Genomic DNA, 16809 nt, shown 5'->3' on the forward strand with positions numbered 1-16809 from the left:
TCCTTTCGTTTCGGCGATATGGCTAGGACCGGTCGTGGAGTTCGGGATACTGGTCGCGCTGCCAATCCTGCAGCCGCCGCGCCTCCAGTTCCCCCGCACCGCGGCAGACCGGGCAGTACTTGGCTCCGAGACACTCCACGCACCGCTCCCGACCGTCGGCGTCCAAGGTCCAGCCGCGGCCCTCGCAGACCGGGCACCACCCGAAGCCGTCGCATTCGTAGCAGAGCAGGTAGCCGCGCCGCACCGTCTCCGGAGTCAGCACCGGGGCGGGGCGCACGAATGGTTCCGGCGTGAACAGGGCCATCGCCGGCGTCTCACCGGAGTACACGACGGTGCCATAACCCTCTTCGATGCGCACCGTCAGCCGGTATCCGTCCTGGGACGCGACAACGGTGGTCAGCCGCCCGCCGGTCGCCGACTCCGCGACCTCGACGTCGATGGCCCAGCCCGCACCGCCGAGCAGTTCCGCTGCCCTGGTGACCACCGTCGGGTCGTAGTGTTCGGCGGCCCGGTCTACCCGGCCGATCATCCGGTACTGGTACTTCAGCGGTTCGTGCCAGTCGACGATCACCGGGTCGGATGGCAGGTACACATCCGGGTCGTGCCCGGGCGTGAGGTGCCGGGCCAGCGTGCGGATCTGCGTACCCAGCCATTTCGCCGCCTCGTCGAGCTGTTCTCGTGCTCCCGCGATCTCGCCCATCACCGCCTCCTTACCTCAACACCTATGCCTGCCGTGTCCGATGGGTCTGCTCGACCGTATCCCCTGCCAGCCGGGTCGTAGACGATCACCATGCGATGGTCTGGCTGCGGCGGGTTGAACTTGGCGAGGCTGTGGCGGTCCACGTGATTCTTGGAACCCGCGTCGATGGAGTAGTAGTAGTCATCGTTCCCCGGATGCGGCCACTCCTTTTTCTCCACCACCGTGAAATGCGCACCCTGGCCACCGGGCAAGTCCTTGATCGCCGTCCACAGGTCGCTGCCGAGGATGTGGTTGCGATTTCCGGGCTCACCGCCGTCGGCCTCCGGCTTCATATCCCACTGCACCTCGATGCGGCCGCCGGGCGCCAGCACCGCGGGTAACCGAGCGGCCAACGCTCGATAGTCGTCCGGCTGGAGCTTGGCGCTGACGTTGTTGATATAGATCCGCGCCACGGCCCCGGTTTCGCCAACGCCCAGCGCGTCACCGTGAAAGAGCATGTCGCCGAAGACCATCACGGTGCCGGGCGTCGCCAACGGTCCCGGATCCAGGATGCCGAGGTCGCGGCGACGCTGGCCCTTGATAACAAAGTCATCTGCGAGTTCGGTCTTGATGACCAGACCGCCACCGGAACGATCGGCCACCGGTGTCATCTCGACCCCGAAGGCACTGCGGCCGACACCGACATCGATGGTGTGCGCACCGGCCACGGCTGCGGGCAGCGACGGCCGCGGCTGCACGGTGATCGTGTGGTTGTCCGCGCCGAACACCAGTTCCGACAGCGGCAATCGATGGTGCGGGCGCGGGCGCGGCAATACCTCGACGGCGGAGTGACCGTCCACCGGATCGTGGACGACCACCGTATATTCCAGGTTCAGGCTGTCCTCGACCGCACCGCGATTGGCCCGGTCGATGCCCTGCAGAAATTCGCTGAACGACAATCGATCACCACCGACCAGCACCGCACCTCGGGCATGGTCCAAGACTCCGGTGATCCGATCCGGCCCCGAGGTCAGGCCATCGGCGGCCCGGTGCATGCGGTCGAATCCCCCATCGCCCATGGCCTCTCGGAAAGCCTCGGGCATGGCGGCGCGGAATTCCTCGATCGCCCGGTGCACGGCGGGGCCGCTCGCACCCGGCCGATTGATCTGCGCGTTGACCGGATCCAGAGCCTTGAACAGCTGGCCCGTCGGCACGGTTCTGCGGATTTCGGCCGAGCCCGGGTCGGCGAAGATCGGGTCGAAGATCCGCCGCACCTGTTCCTCGCGCATCCGGCCGTCCAGCGCCATCGCTTCCACCCGCACCACCTCCGGCGCATGGGCGCCGGTGAGCTGCTGCTCCAGTCGATCCAGATGCGCGGCGCGGGCGGCGTCGAAGTCGGCCTCGGTCAGGGTTCGGTCGAACCGCGGACGCTCCGAGAGCAATCCATCCGCACCGAGACCGAGCTCGAGCCGGTGCGCGAGCACGTCATCGTGTCCGCGCAGCAACGTCCAGGGATCGCCGGGGCTGGTTTCCGCGGGTGGGCGCTCACTCATGCCTAGATGGTTCAGCAGATCCGCCAGATCTCGGCGCAGCCGTGGCAGCTCATCGGCCCGAGCCGGATCAAAGGTGGCCCGATCGATATGCGCGGCGAGCACTTTCAACTCGGCGAAGCGGCCGCCCAGATGCGAGGTAAACCCCGTCGGACGCTCGCTGACCGGATCGGTAAGGACCTCCGGACGTTCCACCAGTTCGATCTCGGCCAGCTCGTGCCCAACCGCCCGTGCCGCGTCCTCGGTGAGCGCTCCCGAGGAGACCCGCAGCTGATAGGAACTATCGGGCCGGGTGTGGAATTCGGCGACGACACCGGCGGGCAGCGGTGCCACGTCGAGATGTATCTCCTTGCCCCGCACCACAAAGTGTTCTTGCTCCGGATTCCACGAGATGCCCTCGGGCGTGATGAGCTGGACGTTCCTACCCACCTCGTCCAGCAGCGCCGCGCGAGTCAGGCTGACCTCGGGCCGGGCGTCGCCGCGGAATTCGCCGACATTGCCTGCGGTGCCGTGCTCGCTTTCGACCGGTGCGGTCTGGTGCGGCTCATAGGCGATCACCATGCGGTGATCGGGGCGCGGCGGCACGAACTGCGCCATCTTGTTCGCATCCAGCTTGTTACTGGCGCCGGCGTCGATCGTGTAGTCGTAGTTCTCGTTTCCGGGATGCGGGAACTCCCGCACCTCCACCACACGGAACCGGCTCGCCACATCCTCGGGCAGCCGCGCAATCGCATCCCACAGGTGGTCACCGCGAATATGACCGCGATCACCGGGCCTGCCGCCGAGGTCGACGGCCTTCTCCGGCTTCATATCCCACTGCAGCTCGATTCGACCGCCCGGAGCCAGGGCCGCCGGAAGGCGTTGTGCGAGCGCGTCGTATACCTCGGGCTCGAAATGCGCGCTGACATTGTTGACGAAGATCCGCGCCACCGCACCGTTGCCGCCTTCCCCTAGCGCATCGCCGTGGAACAGCAAATCGCCGAAGACGGTGACCGTGCCGGGTTCGGTCAGCGGACCGGGGTCCAGGATGCCGAGATTACGACGTCGCTGACCGGCCACCGCGAAATCGGCGGCCAACTCGGTCTTGATGATCAAACCACCACCGGCACGATCCGCCGAAGGTGTCATCTCCACCGCGAACGCGCTGCGACCGACACCGACGTCAATGGTGTGCCCACCCAGCTGCGCAGCGGGCGCTGTCGGCCTGGGCTGCAACGGAATCCGATAATTGTCCTCGCCGAACCTGTTCTGCTCCAACGGCAACCGATGCTGTGGCTGTGGACGCGGCAGCACCTCCACCACGGACCGCCCCTCGACCGGATTGTGCACGACCACCGTGTATTCGAGGTTCACACCGTGTTCGGAGGCACCACGGTTGGCCCGGTCGATGCTGTGCAGGAAGTCGCCGAGCGACATCCGCTCCGTACCCACCGACATCTCGCCGCGACCGTGGTCCAGCACTCCCGAGATATGGTCCGCACCGATCGCCAGGCTATCGGCCGCGCGCCGCATTCGTTCGAAACCCGCAGGGCCCAGGGCGTTGCGGAACTCCTCGGGCATCGCGTCGCGGAATCTATCGATGGCACGATGCACGGCCTCGGCCCGCTCCACACCGTGCAGCCCCGGACGGTTGATCGCCTCGTTGATCGGATCGAGTGCGCGCAGCAGTTGCCCGGTCCGCACCGTGCGGCGGGCCTCGCCCGCACCCGGATCGGTGAAGATCGGATCGAAGACTCGGCGCGCCAGCTCTTCTCGCATCCGACCTTGCAACGCCATGGATTCGGCCCGAACGACATCGGGAGCGAAATCGCCGGTGAGCGCGCCCGCCATCCGATCCAGATGCGCGGCACTGGCTTCCTCGAAGGCCGGTGCTGTCAGGTCGCGGTTGAACACCGGGCGTTCCGACAACAGCCCGTCGGCACCGAACCCCAGCGCGAGCCGGTGCGCCAGGGCCGGATCATGTGCGGCCAGCAAACCCCATGGATCCGAAGGATCCGGGTGCGGCGAACGAGCCGCTATCGCTTCGGGGACCGCATCCTCGCGCAGACCGAGATGCGCCATCAGATCGGCCATGTCCTGACGCAAGCCGGGAAGGTCATGCGTTCGCGCCGGATCGAAGGTCGCGCTATCGATGTGCGCGGCAAGCACTTTGAGCTCAGCGAACCGTCCACCGAGATGCGAGGTCAACTCCGTTGGACGCTCGCTGATCGGATCGGTGAGGACCGCCGGATCCTCCGCCAACCGAATCTCGGCCAGCTCGTGTGCTCCCGCCCGCGCCAGATCCTGCGACCGGGCCCGCGGCGACGCGATCACGTCATAACCGGAACCATCGGGGCGCTCACGGAATTCGGCAACCGCACCGTCACGCGTCTCGCCCACGCTCAGATGGATCTCGCGACCGTCGGGCAGCACGAAATGCTCACCATCACGGTTCCACGCCACGTCCTCCGGCGTGATCAGCGCGAGGTTGTCGCGAATCGCGTTGACCAGCTCATCGCGCGTGAGTGGATCCACATCCGCCGGGCGGGCATCGCCGCGGAATTCACCGACCGGAGCGGCGGTTCCGCGATTTCCGCGCGGCAGTTCGCGGTCGGACTGGTCGAGTCGGTAGCCGGTCGGGTCCTTGGGGCGACCACCGCCCACGTGCTCGACGGTGACGCTCAACCGCTGCTGGCCGGGGTCGCCGGTCACCCGCGCCGAGATGTGCACACCGCCCTTGGCCAGTCCGTGGTCGCCGCGATAGTCCCGGGTCGCCTCTCGAGCCAGCCGGGTCACCTCGGCCTGTGCCTCGGCGATCTTGGCCTCGGGCCAGCCGTGCATGATGTCCCGGATCTGGCCGTTGACCTGCTCGAAACCCTGTCTGCCGTAGTACGCGGTGGTGCCGAAGCGACGGGTGCGCGCGGCATCGGGTGCGTTCGGATCCAGTTCGACCGTGAAGCCGACGGTGGTAGCGCGGCGACCGGTCAGCTTCCCCCACAGGCTGCGCTCGGCGCGATCGCCGGTCAGCTGCGGCCGGTTGGCGTCCCAGTCGTATCCCGCCTTCTTCGCCGCCTGATGCGCCTGGTGCCCGGTCGCCTCGGGATGGGTGGCCAGATGGTTCGCCTCGGCCAATGCGGCTTCGAGGCCGATCACGTCCTCCCGCAATGGTTTTCCATCGATCATCCGGTTCCACAGTTCGGGCACGTCGGGAATCCGGTTCAGCTCCGAATTGCGCATCAGATAATCGCGGGCCCGCTGCAGATTCGCGACGATCTCCGCGCGCGGCCGGACATTGCCCTCCGCATCACGCAACCACGTCGAACCGTCGGCATGTCTCGGCAAGAGCGAACCAGCCGGATCCCGGACCCACTCATTGCTGTTACCGCGTACCCACCGTTTCGGATCACCGCCGGAATACCGGTCGGGATGTGCGGCGGCCTGGTCCGCGATCCGATGGACCAGCTTGTCGCCCGCGACCCGGTCGAGTTCGAATCGGTCGTACTCGCCCTGGGTCCACTCCTGAATCCGTTCGCGCGCATGCTCATTCGCCCGCCAGCGCTGCGCAAGCGATTCGGGGATGTCAACGCTCTCGCCGGTATAGGGACGGGTGACGCTGCCGTCGAGATGCTGCGCCTCCGGGCTGAACAATGGCTTCGCCAGGTCAGCGCGGTGCAGCGGAGCGGGATCGGGCCGCGCGTCGTCGAACCACGCGTGCGTGCGCGTTCCCCGGATCATCGGCACCAGCTGAATCCACCGGCCGTTGCGGATACTGGGAAGCCACTGCTCGACACTGCCCAATGCGAAGGCGACCCGCGGATGCTTGTTCACGAAATCCACCGATAGCGGCACGTGGACCGACTGACCGTGTGCGGTATTGGCGGGCAGCCACTTGGTGACACCCAATATCGCCTTGCCGATCCACGGGCGATTCTGCACGAACTGGCGAACCCACGGATGATTCGGGATCCGATCGAGAATCCCCAGGCTCAGGATCCGCGCGTGGAACAGGTCCATGCCCACATCGGACTGGAAGGTGTGGACGCCCTCGGGCACGTTGTAGATCGTCTTCGAGAACGGCAGGTTCTCTGGGAAGAGGAAGGCGGGCACCTCCCCGGGCACGAAATGGTGGAAGGGCGCCATGATTTTGTCGAATACCGGAACCATCGACACCTTGAACAGGAACGGTGGCTGCGGCTCGGTCCACTTCGTCTTCTCCCAGGGCCGCGCATGCTTCCTCGGATCCGGCCACGCGCCCGACTTCTCCAGTGCCGACGGTGTGTTCGACGCGAGTGCCTGCCCCGTCGCGCCCTGCTCGGCCACCTCGACGCGCACGAACTCCACCTGCAGCGGCAGTTTGTCCGACTCGGCAAGGCGCAGCACCAGTTCCAGATCCGTGCCCGGCCGCAAGGTCGCCTGCAATGCCTGCCGGTAGCCAGCGGGCGAGGTATCGGTTCCGACCACCACAATGCGCTGGTCCGGGAAGGCCCCGGACGGCTCGGCGGCTGGCGCGACGCCGACGCGCTCGGAAATCGGCAGCAGCCCCATCTCGTCGAGTGCCCGCAGTCCCAGCTGACTGTCGGCCAGCAGGGCCGCCTCATCCTGGGCCCGCCCCAACCGGTCCACGGCATCGCGCAGCGAGTGCACCAGTTCGGTGCCGGGCGCGGGTACCCCGCGATAGGACGGATGCAGCTGGTGTGGATCCGGCACGTCGAACGCGGCGGCCACCCGATCGCGTGCCTGCGTTGCCGCTTCGATCTCGCCGGTCAGCGCGTCGTGCCGATGGGCCAGATCGTCGTGCCGCTGCTCCAGCTCGGAATAGACGCCCTGCAGCCAATCGATCGTGATTTGGGCGCGGGCCAGCGCGGGTCCGGTCGCGCGGACCAGTTCGCCGCGCTCCACCGGGGTCAAGGCCGTGCCCGGTGCCTCGGCCGCCCGGACCTGCGCCTGCAGCTCCCGCACGGCGGTCCGGCCGGTCTCCAACTGCTCCCTTATCGGCTCCAGCTGGTTCCGCAGTTCCTGCTGGGCGTTGTCGACCCGGCCCCGCTCCTGGGTGGCGGCCTCGATGCGGTCGATCAGCGCGAGGTCGGTGCTGAATTGCCGTACCTGCTCCTGGTCACCGACGGCATCGGTCAATTGCCCTTCCAGTTCCCGGGTCTGGGTCCGCACCGCCTCCTGTTGTTCGGTGAGCTTGGCCTGCTCGGACTCGACCACCCTGGCGCGCAATAGCTCCGCCTGTGTCCCCGCCGCATCCACGCGCACATCCAGCCGTCGCACCCGCTCGTCGAGTTCCCTGGCCCGATCGTGCAGACCGGCCTCGCGCGCCTGCTGGGCCTGCTCGCGCAGCCGCGTCGACTCGGCACGTGCGCGCGCTTCCTCGGTGGCCGCATGGCGATATTCGGCGTGCAGCGTTCGGACCTCGGCCCGGGGCTCGGGAGTGGCGCCCATCATCAGTTCCCCGGACAACCGGGGCGCATTCGGGTTACCGAGACCGCTGATCACCTCACCAGCGCGGAAGATGACGGCCTCCGCGGCCACCGCATCGGCTCGGGTCGCGCCGCCCGCCAGCTCCGCCAGCGATTGCGGCTCGTGACCCGGCAGCGGTCTGCCGTTCTCATCCGCCAGGACGAACCACTCCCGGCCCTGCACATCGGTCTCGACATGGACCGCGGACTTGCCATTGACGTCGAAGTGGTTGTCCCCCTTGTAGGTCAGCGTGTAGACATGTCCCTGCGCACCGCCCGCGTTGACCACGGCGCGCTCCTCCGCGACCAGCGCGCTCGCGCCCTTGCCCGCCCGCACCGTCGCATCGACGATCTGGGCGTGGCCGGACGAGGACCGGTCCGGAGCGAAACCCTCGAATTCGCCGCGCGGTATCGCGCGCTGTATTTCGTACAGTGGCACCCCCGCCAGACTCCGCTGCTGCGGCGCTGGCCCGTTGGCCACCGGGCGACCCTGCGCCTGCTCGAGCTGCCGGAAGGCTTCCGGGACACAGCTGTTGACCGCCTGCGGTTCCGGTGGCGTGCGCTGTTCGGGAACTCGGAACGAGTCCTCGCCGACCGGTGTCGGATGCGCCCGAGCCGGTTCAGATGTCGCGGAACGATCGTCGACGTAGGCATGGCTGCCGTCGGATTCGGCTGGGACGACGGCTGATTCGCTATCGACGCGACCGGGCTGCGGATCGACCTGGCGCGGCGACGGATCGTCCGGCGGGCGCGGAGGCGGATCATCGAGGGCCGCATCAGCACAACGGCGCTGCGAAACCGCTGGAGCATCCTGATCCGTCGCCCGTGCTTCCGGAGCATCCTGATCCGCACCCCGCACGTCCGGAGCAGCAGCACCTCGCATGTCCGGAGCACCCTGCTCAGCAGCCCGCGCGTCCGGAGCGCTCTGCTCCGGTGCGAGTCGTGCGGGCGAATCGTCTACCGGCACGTTGGGGCGACGCTGGTCCGATACGCGTGGTTCGGACTCGCCACCGCTATGTTCCGCGGGCCGAGCGCGCGCACCGTCGTCGGATGCTTCGGGTGCCCGCTGCTCCGGAACACGAGCCCCGGATTCGACGCCGTGCTGCGCCTCGCTGTTGATCTGATTCGACGGCGCGGGCTTATCCTGTTGTCCGGCTGCGAGATTCGGCTCGGCGCTGGCATTCTCGGAGGCGGCGATACCGGCGCGGGACTTCTCGAACGACTCGGTCGCGGCACGCTGCACGCCACCCCGGGCCGACTGTCCCTGTCCAGCAGGCCTTTCCGGCGTCGAAGGCGGACGGGCACTGCCGTCGCCGGATCCGGCCACACGCGCACCCGAATCAGCTGGTCGGGCAGCACTTTCCGCAGTCGTTTGGGAACCCGGCCCCGTTGACTGCGCTCCCGAACCTGCCGTCCTGGTCACATTCTCGACGGGTGGCGCGCCGGCACCGCCACCATGGCTGTTGGTCGTGGTGCTGCTCGCCAATTCGACACTCTGCTGATGCAGTTTCCGCAACTCGTCAACGTGTTTGTCGCTGTACTGGTCATGCAGCTCGCCGACCTTGGCCTGCCCTTTGATGTTGGTGGCATCCTTGGTGATGGCCTCGGCGGCGTCACGCTGTGCTCCGGGCGGGTATCGGTCGGGATGGGCCGTCTGGACAACCTGCCGGTAGAGTTTCTTACCTTCCGCACTGGTCTCCGGGGTCACCATGGCGGGCTTGGCCGTATGACCGTCGGCCGCATGGGATGTCGTGCCCACGCCACTTGCTTCCGCCTGGCCCATCCGCGCACCGCCCAGCGCACCCATGCCGAAACCGGCCGCGAGCATCTGCGGACTGAACTTCGCGTTGGGGTCGACGGCGGCCATGGCCCCGTACATCCCGACGGCACCGGCGGCACCGCTGACCAAACCGGTCGCCAGACCCATGGTTCTCGGCGATACCGCCGCCCTGGCCACCGGATTGGCACTGGCCGCCATCCGCTGTCCGAGATCGGACTGCATCGCCTTGCCCAGCCCCTTGGATACGCCGAGGCCGGCGGCCCGTCCGGCCATCCCACCCGCACCCCAGGTCAGCGCGCTGGTCCCGACCTGTCCCCAATCGATCGGGCCGCCGGGATCGGAGATGACCTGGATTCCGAGATCGGCCATGGCACCGTGTAAACCGGCCTTGGCCCCAGCCCCGGCCAGGCGCACACCGCCGACCGCGGCCTTGCGGGCAAGCGAATCACCGGCCCACTTATCCAGCTGCAGGCCGATCTCCTTCAAATAGGGCTTCAGCAGATTCCGCAGACCCGCCTTCCCCGCCTCCTCCGCCGCGAGTTCGGCCGCCTCCCGCTCGGCCAACGCGAGGGCTTCCCTCGAGATCGCCAGCTCCACCGATGCGGCCCCCAGACCGAAGGGCCACAGCTCCACGATCAACGCGATGGCCGAATAGGCCGTCATTCCGGCGAATAGCGCCGACCACATCTGGTCCTGGTAGAGGCCCTTCATGCCGTCGTGGGTGTAGTCACCGAGATTTCGCAGTCCCGCAGCCACATTCGACACCGAGTTGTCTCCGGTGAACTGCTTGTCGAACTCCTTCTTCATCTCGGCGGAGCCCTCGCCGCCCTCGTAATGTTTCAGTGCGGCGTCGGTGGCGGCCTTCAACTCGTCCTCGAGCTTGCGCATCTCCCCGGCGGCCCATTTCCAGACCTCGCTGAGATCGTGCATCGGGGTCACCTGGCCGTTCGGATACGTCATGCCGAAATTCAGCGCACTGAGAATCCAGCCCGGGATCCAGCTCCACAGCGGAGTGATATCGATGAACATCTAGCGCCCCCTCGCCGCGCCGAAGCGCGACCTCACCAGCCCGACTCGGACACACCGGACTGTTGTTCGGGGGAACGTGTGTGGTCCCACGGTGTGACATCGGTGAAGACCATGGGCGGGTCGGCATCCTCGGCGGCGTCGCGGCGTGCGGAAGGCGGCGCGGTCGACACTTCGGGCCGCGCGGGCAGCATCTCGCGCACATCGGGCAGTCCGGGGACGAACTCGGATAGTTTCGGTAGTCGCGCGGTCTGGGCGCGAAGTTCATCGACCATCTCGCGCGTGCGCCGTTGGATCTGAGCCGAAGCGTCCTGCCCGGCGGCGGTAATGGCGGCGGCCAGCTCGGCGTAGCTCAAATCCGTTACGTCATCGCTGAAGCGAGTCTGGATGACCACGTTATTGGCATTGACCACCACGGCGACTCGTTTGCCCGCCGCATAACCCGTCGCGGTGAGCAGAGCCTGCTTCTCCTGCGCCCGCGCAATGGATTCGACGCCCATCCGCATCATCTCCATGAGATCGGTGAATTGCCCGATCGAAATGTCGTCCGCCATCGAATCCTCCTGCTCACCCCGGTACCCCGACTACCCCAGTTCGGACTTCGCGCCCTCGGCGTCAGATGTTCTCGAAGTCGTCGTGGCCCGCGTGGTCGGTATCGGTCAGCGCCACGCCGGTGTCGGTCACACCCTGCGAATAGTTCTGCAGCGTCTCGATTTGCGCGTTCAATACGCCGATCAGATTGTCGTGCGACGACTCGTAGCCATTTTCTCCGGTGGCGAAATTCGGGCCGCGACCGTTGGTCCCCCAACTGCCCCAGTTCTGCGAGTTCACCGCATCCAGCCGCGAGACGATCGCCTGGATCTTGGCGGCGACTTCGGCCAGGTCCGCCGACGGCTTGTTCAACCCGGACGGGGTCGCCCGGAAGCCTTCACTCATCTCGAACCCTCCTCCGACGTTGTGCTATAGCGCAATTCGATCATCGCATGGACGTCTGTCGTCCAGAATATGAAGAGCCGGTGAACCGTTGGCGACCGGCTCCGGACCACGACCGACGGCACGGACATGATTCGACCGCGACACCACCGCTCCGGCCGCCGTCAACTGCCGCATGGCGGCTTCGATATCGCCATCGTCGCCGAAGGCGTCGGCCACCAATTCCCTGGTGATCTCGCCGCGTTCGGCGGCGGTCAGCAAGCGCGCCACCGTGGTTCGCAGCCGGGTGCCAGGGTCCGCCGAGAGCAGCCGGGCCACCGCCTCGATCGCGGTGTGCGTATTCCAGATCTCCGGCATCGCAACACCGCACTGCTGCACCGATGGCGATTCCCCGCAGTACCAGCGGTGGCCGTCCCACCAGAAGCAGAACGAGAGCAAGCCGACCGCCGCGCGTGGGCTCAGCACCGCGTTGGTCACCCAATCCGGGGCTCCCGCATAGAGTTTCGGCAAGTCGACGCCGCCGTTGTATGCCGCATTCAGGGCAGGTGCGTCCCATACGCCGCCCGACAGCACGGCACGGCCGCCCGGCACGGTGTACAGCGTGGAGCCGCTGCTGCCCGTGCCCGCGCTTTCGAACCAGCCGTTCGTGGCCACCATGCGCGGACCACGGTCGGACGAAACGGCGACGTGCGCCGCCGAAATCGTCGCCCACCTGGCCCACAGCTGCGGAAACCGCGGCAGTTCCTCGTCCACCGGTCGGGCCGTCACCCCGCGGGCGCGGTCGGCTACAACCGCCGCCGCGGCCCGGCGCGGGCGGCGGCACTGCCGGTCGGCGTGGCCCATGTAGGCCGCGAGCCAGACCGGCAGGCGCGGACGCGGATAGGCCGCCACATCGGCCCGATAGGCCTCGGGACGGAAGAGCTGATCGGCGGGGAACGGTTCGTCGCCGTAGTCGTAGTCGACCTCGATATCACCGGATGCGTTGGCCCGCAACAGCAGTCGCCACCAAGGCTCGGCACCGGACTCGGCGACCTCGGCGCGGTAGCGGCGCACGAGTGCAAGCACCGGCTCCGGCACCTCGATGCGGGTCACCCGGTGTGCACCGGCGAACTCGACGCGCGCCGTCTCGACGGTCACGGTCAATGCGAAGACCGCGTCCAGCCGCCGCCAGCCGGGTGGGCCCAGTTCGGCCAACTCGTCCGCGATGTACGAGATCAAGGTCTCGGCCGGGTCGGTGACCGTCGCCCGATCACCACCCGCCACGGAATCGCTACGCGCTGCTTGCTTCACTGCTCTCGTTCCTGTTACATCGCAACCGATTCAGGATCACCCGGTGTTGTTTCGGGCGATCGGCAGTAGTCGCCATCGGCCTTATTTCCGATAGTGGCACGCGGATCGGCGGTCGTATCCCGATACCGCCGACGACTAGCTAAAGGGATTGTTAAGAATCCGAACCGGCCTCCGACCAGGGCATCTGCCGCCTCGGCGGTCGAATTATCAGGCGTCGAAATCCGACCGAAGTTTTTTCCTAAGGGACCGTTAGAACATCGCCGGACCGCTGGCAATGCGCTGTGACTGCGCTCACAGTCGCCATTACTACGCCGGTAAGTGCGGCGCCAGAAGGAGATTCACAATGACTACGACACAACTCGCGGGCGAGCGCAGGGTCATCGCCAACGTGCTGCGTGGCTCGCTCGGCAATCTCGCCGAGTGGTACGACTGGTATGTCTACGCCGCGTTCAGCGTGTACTTCGCGCACAGCTTCTTCCCCAAGGGCGATTCCACCGCACAGCTACTCAACTCGGCGGCCGTCTTCGCGGTCGGCTTCCTGATGCGTCCGATCGGCGGCTGGATGCTGGGCCGCTACGCCGACCGCTTCGGACGCCGTGCGGCACTGACGCTCTCGGTGACGGTAATGGCCGCGGGTTCGCTGCTGATCGCGTGCACGCCCGGATATCAGACGATCGGCCTGGCCGCCCCGGTGCTGCTGGTGCTGGCGCGGCTGTTGCAGGGGCTGTCCCTCGGTGGCGAATACGCCACCAGCGCAACATATCTGTCCGAGGTGGCATCACCGGGTAGACGCGGGTTCTATTCGAGCTTCCAGTACGTCACGCTGGTCGCGGGTCAGTTGGTCGCGCTCGGTGTGCAGATCGTGCTGCAGCACATTCTCAGCGACGCGCAGATGAACAACTGGGGCTGGCGCATTCCCTTCCTGATCGGCGCGGGCGGTGCCCTGCTGATCATGTGGCTGCGGCGCAGTATGGACGAATCCGAGCAGTTCCAAGCCGAATCCGAGCGCCAGGCCCGCGGCTCGCTGCGCGTGCTCGCACAGTATCCGCGGGAATGTCTGATCGTTTGCGGGCTCACTCTCGGCGGCACCGTCGCGTTCTACACCTACACGACCTACATGCAGAAATTCATGATCAATACCGCGCATATCTCCAAGCCCACCGCTGCCTGGATCAACTTCATCGCACTGCTGGTGTTCGTGGTGCTGCAGCCGCTGGCCGGAGCGCTCTCCGACCGCATCGGGCGGCGCAAGCTGCTGATCTTCTTCGGCATTGCCGGCACATTGCTGACCGTGCCGATCATGACCGTGCTCGCGCACACCCGCAATCCGATCGGCGCGTTCGGACTGATGATGCTGGCCCTGGTGATCATCACCGGCTACACCTCGATCAACGCCATTGTGAAGGCCGAACTCTTCCCGACCCGGATCCGGGCGCTCGGCGTCGGCCTGCCCTACGCGCTGACCGTCGCGATCTTCGGCGGCACCGCGGAAACCATCGCACTGGCATTGAAGAAGGCCCATCACGAATCGCTGTATTTCTGGTACGTCGCGGTCTGTATCGCGATCTCGCTGACGATCTACTACTTCATGCGTGAGACCTCGAAGAACTCCGCGATCGAGGCCGAGGCGAAGACCGGCGCCGAGGTCACCGTCCATTGAGGATGGCAATGCGCAAACGCCTGCGCGTCGAACCTTCGCTTTGCAAGGATCGGCGCGTGCGGCTTGTGCTGGTGGAAGACGATGACGGGGTGGGCGACGCGCTACAAGCCGCGCTCACCGCCCGCGGCTACGTCGTCGACCGCAAGCGCCGCGGCGCGGACCTACTACGCACCCATCGCGACTACGACGCGGTGATCCTCGATCTCGGACTGCCCGATATGGACGGTTTGGAGGTTTTGCGGCGACTGCGGGAGGTCAGTTCGGTGCCGGTGCTGATCCTCACCGCCCGGGCCGGGGAGCGCACCATCGTGCTCGCGCTGCGCTCCGGTGCCGACGACTATCTGGTGAAACCGCCGCGCATCGCGGAGCTGGTCGCGCGACTGGAGACGGTCACCCGGCGCGTGGTCATCCACACCTCGCCCGTCGAGGCGGTCGTTTCCCAGGATGTGCGGGTCGACCTGATGGCTCGGCAGGTCGAGGTGGCCGGCGTGCCGATCATGCTCACCCACAAGGAATTCCAGCTGGTCCGGATCCTCGCGGAGCGACCGGATACCGCCGTGAGCCGCCAAGAGCTGATGGACCGCATCTGGGGCGATTCGTCGGCCTCGGTATCGCGGGCGTTGGATGTGCACATGGCGGGGCTGCGCGCGAAACTCGATCGCCCCGGTCTCATCACCACCATCCGCGGCTTCGGCTATCGCTGGAGCACCGAGGACCCTCAGGCCTGAACGGATCCGTGCCGCTGCTGGAAGCGCTGTTCGAACTCGGCGGCATAGACCGACGGTGCGACCGATGACGAAGACTGTTCCAGCACACCGTCATCGGCGACATAGAAGATCGCCCGGCCGATCGAGATCTCACCGGGTTCGGTCGGCACGTACACCATCCAGCCCACACTGATCCGGTCCGCGCGCAGATTCCCCAGCGGATAGCCGGTGGTATCCATGTTCTGGTCCAGGATGTACTGGCGAACCTGAGCCATCGCCGCGTCGCGCGAAATCGGCTGCGGCAGTGTAATCGTCACCCCGGCCAGCGTGAGTTGATAGAGGGCGCTGTCGATATCGAAGGCGCCATCGTCGCCGAAGACCTCGACGAGCGTATCGCGGGTGACGACACCGATTTCCGCGGCCGACACCAGATTGGCCACCGCCGCGCGCTGCCCATCGGTCGGCTCGTCGGCCACCAATCCGGCGACCACACCGGCCACCGTATCGGAAGTCCAGATGCCGGGCACCGCATCGCTGAGCGCAACCGCGGACGGCGAGTCGCCGCGATACCACCTGCCGCCGTCCCACCAATAGCAGAACGACAACAACCCGCTGGCCGCACGGGGATTCAGCACCGGATTGGCGATCCACTCCGGGGCACCGGCGTACAGCCGCGGCATCGGCGCACCGTCGTTGTAGACGGCATCGAGTTCGGGCGCGTTCCACACGCCACCGGACAGCACGGCACGACCGCCCGGCAGCGCATACAGCGTCGACCCGCTGCGCTTGGCCCCTTCGAACCAGCCGAGCGCGGGCAAAACCCGTGGCCCCCACTGGGATCCGGCGGCGACGAAGGCGGCCGCGATAACCGCCCAGCGGGCCGACATCACCGGAAAGGCCGGAAAGTCCCGCTCCGACAACACCGGTCGCACGCCGGCCTCCCGGTCCGCGCGCGCTTGGGCGGCCGCGATGAGCGCCGGGCGCGACTGCCGGTCGGCGTGGCCGACATAGGCCGCCAGCCACACCGGCAGCTTCTGGCGCGGATACGCCCGCAGATCCGCGGCGTAGACCTCGGGTGGGAACAGGTGGTCGTCCGGGAAGGGCTCGTCACCGTAGTCGTAGTCGACCTCGATCTCGCCGGTGCTCGCCAAGTTGATCAGCAGCCGCCACCAGGGACCGTCGCTCAGTTGGGCCGATAGGTGCCGCTGCTCCCTGACCAGTGTGAGCACCTCGGCGGCTGGCTGGGCGCGGGCCTCGCGCTGCTCGTCATCGGCGAAGGTGACCAGCGCGAATTCGGCGGTGGTCGTCATGACGAAGACGGCGTCGAGGCGGCGCCAGCCCTGCGGGCCACCCGCGGCGAGTGCGCGGGCGATGCGGTGGATGAGCTGTTTGGCCTGTTCGGCCACGTCGACCGGGGGTTCGTCGAGGGTGAAGCCGATATCGGGGGCGTCCTCGTCGTCGGGGGCGTCCTCGACCGGGGCGTCTTCAGTGGAGTCGTTATCGGTGGCTTCGAAGGCCGTCATGAACTCGGCCATGAATTCCGCGTCGCCGTCCGGTACGGCCGCGCGCTGCTCGGGATTCAGGGTCGGCTCTTCGTTCGGCTCGTTGCCGGGGGCTTCGCCGTCAGGTGTGGTCACGATGCCGCAATCTCCCTCATCTGCGCACCGCGCATAGGAACGCACGCACAGTGCCCGAGCTATTACCGTTCCTATCCTGGCACAGCGCCGCGACACCCGATTCACG

8 protein-coding genes are annotated in these 16809 nt (G+C 67.0%); 2 read left to right on the plus strand and 6 right to left on the minus strand.

Annotation, left to right across the window (positions count from 1 at the left end):
* Positions 1 to 22 precede the first annotated feature (22 nt).
* The 5 genes from ACQP0C_RS37110 to ACQP0C_RS37130 all read right to left on the minus strand — a co-directional run bounded on the left by ACQP0C_RS37110 (position 23) and on the right by ACQP0C_RS37130 (position 12699).
* Positions 23 to 700 carry a hypothetical protein gene (locus ACQP0C_RS37110; protein ID WP_433727780.1) on the minus strand — a complete coding sequence of 226 codons (678 nt, stop codon included), beginning with the start codon at positions 698 to 700 and terminating at the stop codon, positions 23 to 25.
* Positions 700 to 10479 carry a hypothetical protein gene (locus ACQP0C_RS37115; RefSeq protein WP_433727782.1) on the minus strand — a complete coding sequence of 3260 codons (9780 nt, stop codon included), beginning with the start codon at positions 10477 to 10479 and terminating at the stop codon, positions 700 to 702. The genes ACQP0C_RS37110 and ACQP0C_RS37115 overlap by 1 nt, the downstream gene beginning before the upstream one ends.
* A 32-nt stretch (positions 10480 to 10511) precedes the next feature.
* Positions 10512 to 11030, minus strand: a complete 519-nt coding sequence (locus tag ACQP0C_RS37120; RefSeq protein WP_433727784.1) for a YbaB/EbfC family nucleoid-associated protein — start codon at positions 11028 to 11030, stop codon at positions 10512 to 10514.
* Positions 11031 to 11091: 61 nt separating this feature from the next.
* A complete protein-coding gene (locus ACQP0C_RS37125; RefSeq protein WP_433680948.1) occupies positions 11092 to 11412 on the minus strand; it encodes a hypothetical protein in 321 nt (106 codons plus the stop codon).
* 24 nt (positions 11413 to 11436) lie between these two features.
* A complete protein-coding gene (locus ACQP0C_RS37130) occupies positions 11437 to 12699 on the minus strand; it encodes a hypothetical protein (protein WP_433727786.1) in 1263 nt (420 codons plus the stop codon).
* A 343-nt stretch (positions 12700 to 13042) separates the two neighbouring features.
* On the opposite strand from ACQP0C_RS37130, the gene ACQP0C_RS37135 reads away from it, so the two are divergent.
* Positions 13043 to 14359, plus strand: a complete 1317-nt coding sequence (locus ACQP0C_RS37135) for an MFS transporter (RefSeq protein ID WP_433727788.1) — start codon at positions 13043 to 13045, stop codon at positions 14357 to 14359.
* Between the two features lie 56 nt (positions 14360 to 14415).
* Positions 14416 to 15087 carry a response regulator transcription factor gene (locus tag ACQP0C_RS37140; protein WP_433727790.1) on the plus strand — a complete coding sequence of 224 codons (672 nt, stop codon included), beginning with the start codon at positions 14416 to 14418 and terminating at the stop codon, positions 15085 to 15087.
* Here ACQP0C_RS37140 and ACQP0C_RS37145 read toward each other — a convergent pair.
* Positions 15078 to 16703 (minus strand): hypothetical protein, encoded by a 1626-nt coding sequence (locus ACQP0C_RS37145; RefSeq protein WP_433727792.1) that lies wholly within the window; start codon positions 16701 to 16703, stop codon positions 15078 to 15080. The two genes, ACQP0C_RS37140 and ACQP0C_RS37145, sit on opposite strands and share 10 nt — an antisense overlap.
* Between the last annotated feature and the right edge of the window lie 106 nt (positions 16704 to 16809).

Source organism: Nocardia sp. CA-129566 (assembly GCF_050956075.1).
Lineage (GTDB): Bacteria > Actinomycetota > Actinomycetes > Mycobacteriales > Mycobacteriaceae > Nocardia.